Below are 13,200 nucleotides of genomic sequence, written 5' to 3'. Positions count from 1 at the left end.
CGCCCTATGATTTGGCGTAGCTGTGGAGGCCCGCCAGGTAGTTCACGCCGAAATAGGTGAAAAGCACACAGGCGAATCCCACCAGACACAACACCGCGATCTTTTTGCCGCGCCATCCCCTGACAAGACGGGAGTGGAGCACCGCCGCATAGACGAGCCACGTAATGAGCGACCATGTCTCCTTCGGGTCCCAGCTCCAGTAGCCGCCCCAGGCCGAATGGGCCCAGACTGCACCGGTGATGATGCCGAGGGTCAGCATCAGAAACCCGATTACAACCATCTGGTAGTTGAGTTCGTCCAGTATGCCGGTAGAGGGCAGGAGCCGGGTGATCGCCCCCGGCCGGCCCGCCTCGCTTCTCCTTTTCAAGAGGTACATGAGGCTCAGCCCGAAGGAAAGGCCGAAGGCCGCATAGCCGACGAAACATGTGATCACGTGCGAGATGAGCCAGTTGCTTTTGAGGGCCGGGATAAGGGGCTGGATATGGCTGGTGATCCCCGGTGAAAAGGAGGCGTAGGCCATGGCAAGGAATGCCAGGGGTGTGACGAAGGCGCCGAGGGTGCGGTTTCGGGTGCGCCACTCCACCAGCAGGTAAAGGAATATGATCATCCATGAGAAGAAGATGAGGGATTCGTAGAGGTTGGAAAAGGGGGCGTGCCCTATGCCCATCTGATAGGACTCGGCCCACCTGAGCGCTATGGCGAGGGTGTGTCCGATCAGCCCTGCGACGGAGATCAGCGTGGCGATTACCCCCGGGGCCTTCCGGTGCATGATCAGCATGAGGAGGTAAAAGAGAAACGCACCGAAGTAGAAAAACGTGATGTAGCTCAATATCGTCGCATTCAGCATAAAAATCAGACCTTTCTATCGGGTGTCCGTCCGGGGACGAGGATCCGGTTCGACCGGGTCAGCGTCCGAAAAGGGACTTTCGGGCCGGTCTCTGCGCCGGTCCAGGGTCGTTCTGCTCGGTCAGGCATGGGGCTCGTTCAGATGGCGGTTCAGGTCGCCGGTCAGACGTTCGATCTCCCGCTCGAGCCCGACGGGGTTCTTGCTGGATCTTCCGGCGACGCGGACACGGTTCCTGCCTTGGTCGGTGCGGTCGAGGCGCACCCAGACATGGCGGTGGGACATGAAGAAGGTGACGATAAAGCCCGCCACCATCATGAAGCACCCCGCCCAGACCAGCGGCACGCCCGGGTCGCGGTTGACCTGCAGCCCGGTGTAATAGCGGCTTTCCAGCCGGTCCAGCACGAAGGTGTAAGGCTTGTAGGCGGCCGGATCGAGGCGGGGGTTGTGCCCGAATACCCCCGGGAAACGCTCCTGGACCGAGGCGACGTTCTGAAAGACCCAGAACTGGATCTCTTCGCCCTCCTGCGGTTTGACGCCGACCAGCACGGCGGGTCCCATGACCCCCATCATGTTGGGGTTGGCATCGAGTACCCTGAAGGCCCCTTCTTTTCCGGGCAGTTCGACCGCCGGCCCGGCGATTTGCGCATCGACCGCCGTCGCCGCAGCCGGATCGTCCCCGCGCAGGAGCTGGAGGCGTACCTGCCTGCCGGGGGTGGAGCCGTAGCTCGACTGGTAAAAGGTCACGCCTTCGAATTCGGTGGGGTGGTTGACTCGGATGGGGCGTTGGGCGGCCTCCTTCCCGTCGATGAGAAAGGTCAGGTCGGAGCGGTACTCCTTGGGGGCGCCGCTATCGTAAAATTCGACCGAGAACCGGTCGCAGCGGACCTCGAAACCGAGCGGCAGGGGGTCCTGGCGGTTCCTGACCGCGATCTCGTGGATTGTTTCCCCTTCCACAATGTTGACGAAGCCCTGGAAGCCGATAAAAGACCCGACCAATCCGCCGATCAGGATGAGGAACACGCTCAGATGGACCAGGTAGACTCCGAAATGGGCGTAGCGGCCCTTTTCGGCATGCCAGGCGGAGCGTCCGCCACCGGCGGCGTGGACCCGCTTGTACCGCGAACGGAGGAGCGCCTCGATCCGGCTGGAGAGATCACCCGGGTCTCCTGCGACGAGGATGGTCTGATCGTCGGGCAGGTTTTCGAAGGGTTGATCCCGCTCGGGGCTCGGCTGTGCGCGGAATCGGCGCCAGGCGGTCGGAAACCGGTCGATCGAGCAGACCAGCAGATTGATCGTCAAGGTCCCCAGCAGCAGGCGGAACCAGAAAGAGTGGTACATGTCGAAGAGATCGAGGGCCAGGAAGATCCGGAACACCCGAGGGTTCAAGTCCCGGGCGAAGTCCATGGCGCCCTCCTGCTGTGGGATGATCGTACCGGCGATGGATGTGACCGCGAGGATGATCAGGAGCGCAAGGGTCAGTTTGACGGAGCTGAAAAAGCGCCACAAGGGATGGGGCTTTCTCTCGGGGTTGGTTGGGGGTGTCGTCTGGGTCAAATTTACATCTCCCATTCATTCGAGGATAGGTGCGCTGGATAGACCGGATGCGCGGGGCTCTGCAGGCCTGCCGATCCGGGCGTTTTCGGGCGCGAAGGCCCCCGGGGCGCCCGCCTTCCGGAAAAAGCCCTGACCATTCGATTATCGGCATCATGGATAGCAGGCGCAAGCGAAATGTGTCGTACAAGGGATGTTCGGTTTTCCGTGCAGGACTGTTTTTGACGTTGCTTTAAAGCACTCCGTTTGTTATGCGTTTGCTTTCCCGAGGCGTTCTGCCGGGCTTGTGGAAACTGCCTGTTCTCAAGGAGACGACCGATATGAGCGAATGGCCTTTGAGCCGGCTTTCGGGTCTTTTCTGGCGTTTTGTGATCCTGATCTTTGTCCTGTCTTTTATCCTGCCCTCATCCGAGTTTGTCGGCGGGATGTCAGAGGACGCCTTCGTCGTCTGGCTGGTCCGGCTCCTTTGGGTGGTGGGTCTCTCGGCGGGGCTTTCCGCACTCTTCTGGCTGGCCGGGCGCTTCAGGTCGCGGAGAGGCGTTCCGCACCCCTCGAACGAGGCCGGGGAAAAGGGCGCGCCTGTGGGTGAGGGCGAAGGGCCTTCCGCCGGGCGCCCGGAGATCGATGGAAAGGACATCTGACCCGACCGCCCCGGGCCAGGCAAGTCGTCCGATTATATGTTGACAAGCGAGCCGGGCGCTTCTTAGAATACCCCCAGCGGACCAAGGCTGCAACATCAACCAGGAGATCCGGCGCGGTCTCTCTTCAAGGTGACGGGTGCTGTCCAATGCAAGAATCCGGAAAGAGTCGTGGGGAGGGTAAGACCAAGTGGCTTGTGGCCTTTGTCGTCGCGGTCCTCGTCTGCTTCTCTCTGGTGGTCATGGCTGTCAATTCCAGGAAGCCGGAGCCCCTCGAACCGGCCGGCTACGACCGCAATATCAAAGGGGCCGCCTTCGTCCGGGTCAATCAGATGCTCCTCGAGCAGATGATGGGCAACTGGCTGCCGAACGATCTGTTCTGGCCGACGGTTTTCCTGGACAACATGCCGAACTTCCAGCTGGGTCAGCTCGAACTGGTCCGATACAACCTGCGGGTCTTGAGGGACGAACTGACGCGGCTGCGAGCGACGGACAAGATCGATCGGCTGGCGGAGGAAGCGTTCACCGCGATCTCGAACGATCCGCGCAGATGGTGGTTCCCGTCCGCCGAGAGCAAGTGGAAACAGGCCTGCGATAAGCTGAACACCTTCTACGAAAATCTTCTGACCGGGAAGTCGACCTTCTACGCCCGAGCGGACAATCTGGCCACCCTCATGACGGAGTATGCCTCCCTCATGGGGGGGATCAATACGCGCCTCATGAATGCGCCGGGGGATATCCGTGTGGTGCTGATCGATGAGGAGGACGCCGGGGGGTCCGGAAGCGAACCCGAAAGCGTGCAGGTCGACATCCCCTGGAGCGAGATCGACGACAATTTCTATTACGCCCAGGGTGCGGCTTACGCCCTGCTGGCCTCTTTCAAGGCAATCAGGGTCGATTTTCATGACGTCCTCGTCAAGAAGAACGCCCTCAAGCTGCTGGACAAGGTCATGGAATCCCTGCAGCGCTGCAATTTCGAGCCCCTGATCATCTTCAACGGGGATCCCGAGAGCATCTTCGCCAACCATTCCTTGAATCTCTCCGGGGTCTTCAACGATGCCCGCCAAAAGATCAGCTCGCTGATCGTGGCGTTGAACCAGGGATAAAATTCCCGGCACACACACCCCTATTTTAGCCCCTCCGCGGCGGCCTGCGCGCCGCCGCGCGGCCCTCGAAAGCCCCCCGTTATGCACGAAATGTCCATCGCTCAGGGTTTGATCGATATCCTTCGGGAAGAGATGTCCAAACACCGGGCCGAGCGTCTGTGTCGCGTCAAGGTCCGGATCGGAGAGCTTTCCGGAGTGGTTCCGGAGGCGCTTTCCTTCTGCTTCGGCGTGATCGTCGAAGGGACCCGGATGGAGGGCGCCGCGCTGGAACTGGAGCGGGTTCCGCTGGAAGGGCGCTGCCGCGCGTGCGGGGAGCGCTTCCGGATCCGGAATTACGCCTTTCAATGCCCGGAGTGCGGAGATGGGTCGATTGAGATCGTTTCCGGCAGGGATTTGTCCATCGTCGAAATGGAGGTGGATGAGGAGGGAAAGATCGGATAGCCGGCCTTGGAGGCTCGATCCGCTTCGGAGCGCCGTCTGGAGAAGCGCCGCCGATCGGATCGGATGGTGCTCAACCGGGAGGCGAACGGTGCCTCCGTTTCAGGGGGGGGATACGGATGAAGATTTCAGTGGTGAGAGACATCCTCGATGCCAACGAGCGCATCGCTCGGGAAAACCGCAGGCTTTTCGACCGCAAAGGCCTGATGGTGATGAATCTGATGAGTTCGCCGGGGGCGGGGAAGACAAGCCTCCTCGAACGGACGATCGATGCCTTGGGGGCTGAACTCCGGGTAGGGGTCATCGAAGGAGACATCCAGTCCTCGAAGGATGCCGAACGGATCGCCCGGCTGGGGGTGCAGGTCGTCCAGATCAATACCGGTGGGGCTTGCCACCTCGATGGCAACATGATCCGGGATGCGCTGGATGCGCTCGACCTGGACCAGATGGATCTGCTGGTTGTCGAAAACGTGGGCAACCTGGTCTGCCCCGCTGAATTCAGGGTGGGCGAGGACTTCAAGGCCATGATCCTGAGCGTCACGGAGGGAGAGGACAAGCCCGCCAAGTATCCCCTCATGTTTCGCGAGTCGAAGGTGCTGCTCATCAACAAGATCGACCTGCTTCCCTATCTCGACTGCAGCCTGGAGGAGATCCGCGAGGAGGCGTTCAGGGTCAATCCCGATCTGGTGCTGTTCGAGGTCTCCTGCAGGACCGGAGAGGGGCTGGATCGGTGGGTCGCCTGGCTCAAAGAGACGACCCGGGCCCGGAGGCCCGCCCTTGACTGAGATGATCGAGCGCAGCAGAGGGTCTATCAGGGGGATCGTCCAGGGGGTCGGGTTCCGACCCTTCCTCTATATGCTTGCCGAGCGCCACGGTCTGTCGGGCTATGTTTTGAACAGCTCGGATGGGGTCGAGGTCGAGGTGGAGGGGCCGCGGGCCGACATCGAGCGGTTCTTCGAAGAGGTTGAAGCCCAGCCGCCGCCCCTTGCCCGGATCGAGGCGGTGATCCGCCGGCCGGTCCCTTTCCTGGGCGAGGGGTGTTTCGCCATCCGCGGGAGCTTCTCCCGCAGGGAAAAGAACGCGCTCATTCCCCCCGATGTCTGCGTCTGCAGCGCCTGCCTGGCGGAGATGCGCAACCCGTCGGACCGGCGCTTCGGCTATCCGTTCATCAACTGCACCCACTGCGGGCCGCGCTACAGCATTGTTACGGATGTGCCTTACGACCGCACCGGCACGACGATGACCGCGTTTCCCCTCTGCGAGGCGTGCCGTTCGGAATACGAGGACCCTCTGGACAGGCGCTTTCACGCGGAGCCGATCGCGTGCCCGGAGTGCGGACCGCGCGTGACACTCTGCGACGCGGCCGGTGCGCCCGTCGCGGCAGAAGAGCCTGTAGGGGCCGTGCGCGGCCTGATCGCGGCCGGGTGCATCGTGGCCGTCAAGGGCCTGGGCGGGTTTCACCTGGCGGCGGACGCCGCCGACGACGGGGCTCTGAAGCGGCTGAGGAGCCGTAAGCACCGATACGGGAAACCGTTCGCTCTTATGGTGAAGGACCTTTCGGCGGCCCGCCGGATCGCGGTGGTGAACCATGCCGAGGCGCAATGCCTTTCTTCGCCCGAGCGTCCGATCGTGCTTCTGCGCAAGAGGCCTGGGCACGGGTTGTCGGAGGAGGTCGCTCCGCGAAGCCGCCTTTTCGGTGTGATGCTCCCCTACACGCCCCTGCATGCCCTCCTGATGGAGGGGGATTTCGCCGCCCTGGTGATGACGAGCGGCAACCGATCCGACGAGCCGATCCAGATCGACAACGGGGAGGCCTTCAAGAACCTGGCCGGCATCGCCGATTATTTCCTGGTGCACGACCGGGGCATCCATACCCATTGCGACGACAGCATCGTGCGCGTGGTCGACGGGGCGCCGCGCCCCGTGCGGCGCTCGCGCGGGTATGTGCCTGCGCCGGTCCTTCTGCCTGAGGCGCTGAAGGCCATGAGCCCGGTGCTTGGAGTCGGCGGCGAGCAGAAGGTCACCATCTGCCTCACCAAGGGAAACCGCGCCTTCCTGAGCCAGCACATCGGCGACATGCACACCCTCGAGACCTTCCGCGTCTTCGAGCGGACGACCGCTCACCTCGAACGGCTTCTCGGCATCCAGCCGCAGGTGTTGGCCCACGATCTGCACCCGGACTATCTGACCTCCGGTTTCGCGCGCACTCAGAGCGGCTGCCGGATCTCACCCGTTCAGCACCACCACGCCCACATCGTCAGCTGCCTTGCCGAGCATGGCTGGGAGGGCCCGGTAATCGGGCTCGCCATGGACGGGACCGGCTACGGCCCGGACGGGACGATCTGGGGCGGGGAGATCCTGCTGGCCGACTGGGTGTCCTTCGAGCGCGTCGGCCACCTCGAATGTGTGCCGCTTCCCGGTGGGGACGCGGCGGTCCGGGAACCGTGGCGTATGGCCTTGTCCTATCTCGACAAGGTGTTCGGCGACGGTCTTTTCGGATTGGAGATTCCTTTTGTGAAGGAGATCGATCCGGACAAGAGTGCGGTCGTTCTGCAGATGTGCCGCACCGGCCTCAACGCGCCCCCGACGTCGAGCTGCGGCCGGTTTTTCGATGCGGTGGCGGCCTTGATCGGACTCCGGGCGAAGGTCTCCTACGAAGGGCAGGCCGCCGCGGAACTCGAGATGTGCCAGTCGCGGACGAAGACCGAAGCCTATCCCTGGCGCCTCCGTTCACGAGGTGGCGGGTCATGGCTCCTCGAGGTGGAGCCGGTCATCATGGCCCTGGTGGAGGATCTCGCGGTCGGTACGCCGGCGGGGATCATGAGCCGGCGGTTTCACCTGGCGCTCATCAAGATGCTGGCCGAGGTGTGTATAGGCGTCCGGGGCCACACCGGCCTCTCCACCGTGGCGCTGAGCGGCGGGGTTTTCCAGAACGCGACCCTCCTCGAGGGGCTGACGGCGCTTTTGAGGCGCAGGGGGTTCACTGTCCTGACCCACCGGGTCGTGCCCTGCAACGATGGAGGGTTGTGCCTCGGCCAGGCGGTGTGCGCAGGATTGCTTGCGACCGGCCGGCACGGCCGGTTTGCCGAGGGCGACTATACGGATTCAGGCGCCCTGTCGGGCGGCGATCGATCGGAGCGGGGGACATGAAATATATCGACGAATACCGCGACGGGGCCGTGGCGCAGGTCCTGGCCGCCCGGATCGAACGGACGGTCGAACGGCCGATGCGCCTGATGGAGATCTGCGGGACGCACACCATGGCTATATTCCGTCATGGCCTGCGGAGCCTGCTGCCTGAGGCGATCGAACTGGTCTCGGGTCCGGGCTGCCCGGTGTGCGTCACGGCGACCGAGGACATCGATCGGTGCATCCGGCTCGCGCGCACGCCGGGTGTCATCGTGGCGACGTTCGGGGACCTGGTGCGCGTGCCCGGCAGCCGATCGTCCCTCAGATTGGAGCAGGCCTCGGGCGCGGATGTGCGGATGGTGTACTCCACCATGGACGCCCTCGAGACGGCGAAGGAGAACGGGCGCTCCGAGGTCGTCTTCCTGGGAATCGGCTTCGAGACGACTGCCCCGACCGTCGCTGCGGCTATGATCGAGGCCGACCGGCAGGGCATCGGGAATTTCTCGGTCCTCGCCCTGCACAAGCTGCTGCCGCCCGCGATGGAGGCGCTCCTGGCCGATCCGGACAATCACGTCGACGGGTTCATCTGTCCGGGGCATGTGACGACGATCATCGGGACGTCCGCCTATCGGGATGTGGTCGAGCACCATCACAGACCCTGTGTGGTTACGGGTTTCGAACCGGTCGATATCCTCGAGGGGATCCTCTTGCTGGCCGAACAGATCGCGGCCGGCCGCGCCGAGGTCGAGATCCAGTACCGGCGCGGGGCGAGCGCCGATGGTAACCCCGGTGCCCTGCGGTTTATGTGGGAGGTTTTCGAACCGGCTGATGCGCTCTGGCGCGGTCTTGGTTCGATCCCTGGAAGCGGGTTGAAGGTGCGGGAGGCCTATGCCGCCCGGGACGCCCGCCTGCGGTTCGACCTTGTCGTCCCGCCGGCGGCGGAACCTGCCGGATGCCGCTGCGCAGAGGTCCTGAGAGGGCGGATAAGGCCCCCCGAATGCCCGCTGTTCGGCAGGCGCTGTACGCCGCAGGACCCTGTAGGACCCTGCATGGTATCGGGCGAGGGGACGTGTGCGGCGTATTACCGATATCGGGGTTGAGGTTTGCCTATGTTTGAAACCGCGCGTCTCGACGAACTGCCCGAGCGCGCCGCACGGGTGCTGAGGGGGCCCTCGAGCACCCGGCCGGCGATCTGGCTCCTCGAGGAGGGGGGGGCGGCTGCCGTCGTCAAGGATTTCAGCGTCAACCACACGTTGTACCGCAATACGGCCGGGCGCTTTCTCGTCTGGCGGGAGCAGAAGGCCCTGCGCCGACTTGCCGGCGTCCCGGGTGTTCCACGGATGATCCGCGTGATCGACGGCCTTGCGATCTTTATGGAGCGGCTGCCGGGCCGGACGCTCGAAAACCTGGAGCGGGAGCACACGCTCGAACCCACCTTTTTCGATCGGCTGCGGGAGATCGTTCTGCAGTGTCATGCGAGGGGGGTCGCCCACTGCGACCTGAAGCGCGCCGCCAACATCCTGTTCGGCGAGGACGGCCGGCCGTATGTCATCGACTGGGGGGCTTCCATCTCGGAGAGCGAATTCCGGTTCTTCGGTTTGAGGCGGATCTTCGAGCGCTTCGAAGAGGATGATCTCCTGGCGGTGATCAAGGTAAAGCTGCGCCATTGCCCGGAGCGGGTGAGCGCGGACGAAAAGGCCCGGCTTTACCGGCGGAGCGGGCCGGAGCGTCTCGTCCGCCGTCTGCGGGATCGTCTACGGGAGATCCTGCAGCGGATCGCCTGAAGCGGCCCCGGGGAGGCACACCGAAGGCGGCGGGATTTCAGCGCGGCGCGCGGAGGATCTCCTCGGTGTCTTCATAGGCCTCGGGCAGGAAGCGCGGTGTGCAGACTGCCAGGAAGACGAGGTCCGAGGCCCCGGTGTTGGTGATGCGCTGTGAGGCGTCGGGCGGGATGAGGACGATATCGCCCGGGAGGAGCGGGGTGGGCGGGAGGCCTTCCACCTCCATGAGGCCGGCGCCCTCGAGGATGACGTAGCGTTCGACGGTCCTGCGCAGACGATGCCATCGGGTCGTCCGGCCGGCGGGGACCCGTGCCCGGGCGATGGAGAGCCCCGGGTCGTCCGCCGAGTTGGACGCCTCGATGATGAAACACCCCTCCTGCGTGTAGAACTCCGTTGCGGGGTCCAGCTTCCTGACGATGGGTTGCATGCCGATGCTCCCTGAAGTTTGTCGGCCTTCCACTCGATAGCTCGTTTCCATCCGGAACCGGAAGCAGTCTTTTTTCCCAACGGGTTGGACGCCAGGTCCGACCGGTTCCCGGGTGCGGGAGGCGGGAAGTCAGCTCCGCAGCCCCTTTTTGTAGATCTTGCCCGAACCGGTGCGCGGGAGGCTCTCCAGCAGTTCGACGCCTTTCGGGCACTTGTAGCTTGCAAGGTGCTTCCGGCAGAAGGCAATGATCTCCTCCGGCCGCACACTGCGCCCCGGCTTAGGCACCACGAAGGCCTTCACCGCCTCGCCCCATTTGGGGTCCGGCACGCCCACCACCGCCGCCTCGAGGATGTCCTCGTGCCGGTAGAGCACGTTTTCCACCTCGGTGGAGTAGACGTTCTCGCCGCCCGTGATGATCATGTCCTTCTTGCGGTCGACGATGGTGACGTACCCCTCCTCATCGATGACCGCCAGATCCCCGGTATAGAGCCACCCATCCCTTATGGCTTCGGCTGTTTCGTCCGGCAGATTCCAGTATCCTGGGGTGACGGTGTCCCCCTGGACGATGATCTCCCCGACCCGGGTCTCGTCCGCAGCGACATCGAGCCCCGCATCATCCACGACCCGCAGCCTGACATCGATGAACTCCCTCCCGGTCTTGGCCTTGAAGCGGAGTTGCTCCTCTGGGGGCAGCGACCGCAGGCGGCCCTTGAGGAGGGAAAGGGTGAGATAGGGGCTCGTCTCGGTCATCCCATAGGTCTGGACGTAGTCGCAGTGGAGGGTCTCCATGATGCGGCGGACCGTTTCAGGGGCGATCGGGGCGCCGCCGCTCAGCATGTAGCGGAGCGAGGAGTAGTCGAAGGCTCCGACCCGCGGCTCGTTCACCATCAGGTTGAGCATGGTCGGGATGAGGTTCGTGAGGGTGATCCTCTCGCGCTCGATGGTCTCGAGGACGCGCAGGGCGTCGAAGACCGGCAGGATGACATGCTTGCCCCCGGCCCAGGTGATCGCGAAGGTGGCCCAGGCATCGGCCAGGTGAAAGAGGGGCGCGACATGGAACCAGTGGTCGCGGTCCGTGATGTGGAGTTCGGCGATAGTCCCGAGGGCGTGACTCTTGACGTTCCCGTGGGTGAGCATGACGCCCTTCGGCCTTCCGGTGGTGCCGCTGGTGTAATAGAGATGGGCTATGTCGCGGTCTTCGAGGGCAAGGGGCGGGGGCGGATCCGGGGGCTCTGCCGCGAGGAGGTCCTCGTAATCGGCCTCGTTCGCTGCGCTGCGCTCGAAGCTCCTCTGGGTCCAGATGAGTTGTTCGATGCCGGGGGCGAGCGCCGGCAGATCCTGGATGTGCGCGTGGAAGCGGCCCTGGGCGATGAGGGCCCGGGCGCCGCTGTCCTGCAGGATGAAGCCGAGTTCGCCGGGGGAAAGCCGGAAGTTGAGCGGGACCAGGATGAGGCCGAGGTGGGCGGCCGCAAAATAACTTTCGAGAAAGACGTGGCAGTTCTCGTGGAGGACGGCGAGCCGATCGCCCTTCGCCAGGCCCATGCGGCGAAGGGCGCCGCAAAGGCGCCAGACCCGGGCTGCGAAGGCGGCGTAGTCCATGCGGAGCCGGCCGCAGACAACGGCCTCGCGCCGGGGGTGCAGCCTTACGGCCTTCGGGAGCAGTTCATTCAGGGGCATAGGGGGATCCTTTCTGCTTGTTCCATGCGGAATGGTTTATCGCCTACCGACGCGTTTCCATCCGGTCCGAGGCGTTTTTGTCTGGAAGGGTACCTTCTGGAGCCTTGCCTTTTCGATCCGAAACCCCGTGCGTTTGCGGCAGGATGCATCCCGGCCATAACACAATCGGAGGGTGAGGGTCAAGCGCACGTTTCCTGTAGGTGTGTCTACGGAAGAATGCACATTTCGTTGTGCATTGCAGGGGGCGGGGTCTTCTTCCGGACCGCAGGCCCCCGCCGCCGAACAGGTTTTTCGGGCGGCCTCGGCTGCTGATCGCCAAAGGCCACGGTGGGGCAGGGATGAGCGGAGCGCTGCGCCGCCTGTCCATTGCATTGATTGTGCGCCGATTTCCTTTGTTCAGGGCATGGGTTGGTGCAGTTGGCGAGATGATTTCGGCCGCGGGGGGTATGAACGATAGCTCCCGGGAGTGCGGAGAAAGCCGCGCGGCGGCTATCCTGGCATATGGTTTGCATGTTCTGGAGCATGCTTTCAGTGTTTGGGCGGGTGAGGTGCGCGGGGTTGCGCCATCCACCTGCCATCTTTCCGTTTGAAGAAAGGGTTGCCTTCATGAAGAAGAACCGTCTGCCTGTCGGAGTGTGCCTGGGTGCGCTGCTGATCCTTTTTATCCTGACGCTGACCTACATCACGTCATCGGCAGGAATGCACCGGCTGTCCGATCTTGGGGCCTTGAACGTCCAAGGCCCCGCCCCTTTGCGGCTGAAGGTCGCGGGTGCTGGAACGCTCGCTTTTTATGTCTTTTCGGCCTTGTCTCTCTTTTGGTCCGCCTTCCTTGTATGCCGCGTGTGGGCGTCTGGAAAAAGGTATTCCGATCTTCTGCGGGAACGGGATGAACTGCAGCGGATCAAGAACGGACTCGAGGCCGAACTGCTGAGCGGGGTGGAAAAGGGCCTCTCCAGTCACGGTAAACTGGAGGGCCTTTTGCCTATCTGTTCAGTGTGCAAGCGCATCCGCGACGAGAAGGGCGAATGGAACCGGGTGGAATCCTATATCGCGGACCGCGCACCGGTGCAATTCACCCACAGCATCTGTCTCGAGTGCGCAAGGAAGCTTTACCCGGAATGTTACCGGGAGGTGTAAACAGGGGGGGTGTAAATCTTCCCCCCGGTTGAAGAACACCCAGGGGGATTCCGTTGCCAGGGTTTTTTGAGTCGAAGCCAAGAGGGCTCTCGATGTTTTAAAGGCTCAGGAGTCCGCTCCGACGGCCTTCCGGCAGGAACAGGTTGCCATGCCGGCTTGAACTCTTTCCCGATCCTGTGGGGGAGGCAGCAAGATCCGGGGGGCTCTCTGCTGTCAAGTGTGTTCAAGCAGGCCGGCAGCCTTCTTCCTGGGTGCCGGGATCTTCGTGATCCCGGCACCCATTTTTCGTTATCACCTGTCCTCCATTCATTTTTGACCTCGGTCCTTTCGTTTTCTTCCCGATCCTTTCCGTTTCCACCGCATCCCCAGACCGCGTGAATGCAAAACAAAGCCTCTCAGAAACCTTGCTGTAGAAGTCCTTGCTTCGGGGCAGCCAAGTGTGCCAACCTGTAGCTTGTTTCCATCCGGA

General features: G+C 63.3%; 12 protein-coding genes. 8 read left to right on the top strand and 4 right to left on the bottom strand.

Annotated features, from left to right (window positions below; all coding sequences use genetic code 11):
• Positions 1 to 4: 4 nt before the first annotated feature.
• The gene (ccsB, locus tag ACZ500_RS07910) at positions 5 to 847 is read right to left on the bottom strand and encodes a c-type cytochrome biogenesis protein CcsB (RefSeq protein ID WP_464231964.1); all 843 of its coding nucleotides are present in this window, start codon (positions 845 to 847) and stop codon (positions 5 to 7) included.
• A gap of 120 nt (positions 848 to 967) precedes the next feature.
• A complete protein-coding gene (gene resB / locus ACZ500_RS07905; RefSeq protein WP_464231963.1) occupies positions 968 to 2,401 on the bottom strand; it encodes a cytochrome c biogenesis protein ResB in 1,434 nt (477 codons plus the stop codon).
• Positions 2,402 to 2,718: 317 nt separating this feature from the next.
• Between resB and ACZ500_RS07900 the strand changes: the two genes are divergently transcribed.
• The 7 genes from ACZ500_RS07900 to ACZ500_RS07870 all read left to right on the top strand — a co-directional run bounded on the left by ACZ500_RS07900 (position 2,719) and on the right by ACZ500_RS07870 (position 9,493).
• Entirely contained in the window at positions 2,719 to 3,039 is a 321-nt protein-coding gene (locus tag ACZ500_RS07900) for a hypothetical protein (protein WP_464231962.1), read from the top strand.
• 146 nt (positions 3,040 to 3,185) lie between these two features.
• Positions 3,186 to 4,142 (top strand): DUF2333 family protein, encoded by a 957-nt coding sequence (locus ACZ500_RS07895; protein ID WP_464231961.1) that lies wholly within the window; start codon positions 3,186 to 3,188, stop codon positions 4,140 to 4,142.
• A gap of 90 nt (positions 4,143 to 4,232) precedes the next feature.
• Positions 4,233 to 4,583: a hydrogenase maturation nickel metallochaperone HypA gene (gene hypA, locus ACZ500_RS07890; protein WP_464231960.1), complete on the top strand. Its 351-nt coding sequence runs from the start codon at positions 4,233 to 4,235 to the stop codon at positions 4,581 to 4,583.
• Positions 4,584 to 4,699: 116 nt separating this feature from the next.
• Positions 4,700 to 5,365, top strand: coding sequence for a hydrogenase nickel incorporation protein HypB (hypB, locus tag ACZ500_RS07885; RefSeq protein ID WP_464231959.1), 666 nt, complete (start codon positions 4,700 to 4,702; stop codon positions 5,363 to 5,365).
• A gap of 1 nt (position 5,366) precedes the next feature.
• Positions 5,367 to 7,730, top strand: coding sequence for a carbamoyltransferase HypF (hypF, locus tag ACZ500_RS07880; RefSeq protein WP_464233018.1), 2,364 nt, complete (start codon positions 5,367 to 5,369; stop codon positions 7,728 to 7,730).
• Complete coding sequence (gene hypD, locus ACZ500_RS07875) at positions 7,727 to 8,809, top strand: hydrogenase formation protein HypD (RefSeq protein ID WP_464231958.1); 1,083 nt, start codon at positions 7,727 to 7,729, stop codon at positions 8,807 to 8,809. Before hypF ends, hypD begins: the two co-directional genes overlap by 4 nt.
• 9 nt (positions 8,810 to 8,818) lie before the next feature.
• The gene (locus ACZ500_RS07870; RefSeq protein WP_464231957.1) at positions 8,819 to 9,493 is read left to right on the top strand and encodes an RIO1 family regulatory kinase/ATPase domain-containing protein; all 675 of its coding nucleotides are present in this window, start codon (positions 8,819 to 8,821) and stop codon (positions 9,491 to 9,493) included.
• 37 nt (positions 9,494 to 9,530) lie between these two features.
• On the opposite strand, the gene ACZ500_RS07865 is transcribed toward ACZ500_RS07870, so the two are convergent.
• On the bottom strand, positions 9,531 to 9,917 hold the full coding sequence (locus ACZ500_RS07865; protein WP_464231956.1) for a cupin domain-containing protein: 387 nt from the start codon (positions 9,915 to 9,917) through the stop codon (positions 9,531 to 9,533).
• A 129-nt stretch (positions 9,918 to 10,046) separates the two neighbouring features.
• Entirely contained in the window at positions 10,047 to 11,594 is a 1,548-nt protein-coding gene (locus tag ACZ500_RS07860; protein ID WP_464231955.1) for a long-chain-fatty-acid--CoA ligase, read from the bottom strand.
• A gap of 606 nt (positions 11,595 to 12,200) precedes the next feature.
• Here ACZ500_RS07860 and ACZ500_RS07855 point away from each other — a divergent pair.
• Positions 12,201 to 12,731: a hypothetical protein gene (locus ACZ500_RS07855; protein WP_464231954.1), complete on the top strand. Its 531-nt coding sequence runs from the start codon at positions 12,201 to 12,203 to the stop codon at positions 12,729 to 12,731.
• Positions 12,732 to 13,200 lie beyond the last annotated feature (469 nt).

The organism is Desulfatiglans parachlorophenolica (assembly GCF_055394735.1).
This window is presented reverse-complemented; position numbering and strand designations above follow the sequence as displayed.

Coding starts and splice junctions, on each gene's coding strand:
- ccsB (WP_464231964.1), bottom strand. CDS start 847: ATGCTGAATGCGACGATATTGAGCTACATCACGTTTTTCTACTTCGGT.
- ACZ500_RS07900 (WP_464231962.1), top strand. CDS start 2,719: ATGAGCGAATGGCCTTTGAGCCGGCTTTCGGGTCTTTTCTGGCGTTTT.
- ACZ500_RS07895 (WP_464231961.1), top strand. CDS start 3,186: ATGCAAGAATCCGGAAAGAGTCGTGGGGAGGGTAAGACCAAGTGGCTT.
- hypA (WP_464231960.1), top strand. CDS start 4,233: ATGTCCATCGCTCAGGGTTTGATCGATATCCTTCGGGAAGAGATGTCC.
- hypB (WP_464231959.1), top strand. CDS start 4,700: ATGAAGATTTCAGTGGTGAGAGACATCCTCGATGCCAACGAGCGCATC.
- hypF (WP_464233018.1), top strand. CDS start 5,367: ATGATCGAGCGCAGCAGAGGGTCTATCAGGGGGATCGTCCAGGGGGTC.
- hypD (WP_464231958.1), top strand. CDS start 7,727: ATGAAATATATCGACGAATACCGCGACGGGGCCGTGGCGCAGGTCCTG.
- ACZ500_RS07870 (WP_464231957.1), top strand. CDS start 8,819: ATGTTTGAAACCGCGCGTCTCGACGAACTGCCCGAGCGCGCCGCACGG.
- ACZ500_RS07865 (WP_464231956.1), bottom strand. CDS start 9,917: ATGCAACCCATCGTCAGGAAGCTGGACCCCGCAACGGAGTTCTACACG.
- ACZ500_RS07860 (WP_464231955.1), bottom strand. CDS start 11,594: ATGCCCCTGAATGAACTGCTCCCGAAGGCCGTAAGGCTGCACCCCCGG.
- ACZ500_RS07855 (WP_464231954.1), top strand. CDS start 12,201: ATGAAGAAGAACCGTCTGCCTGTCGGAGTGTGCCTGGGTGCGCTGCTG.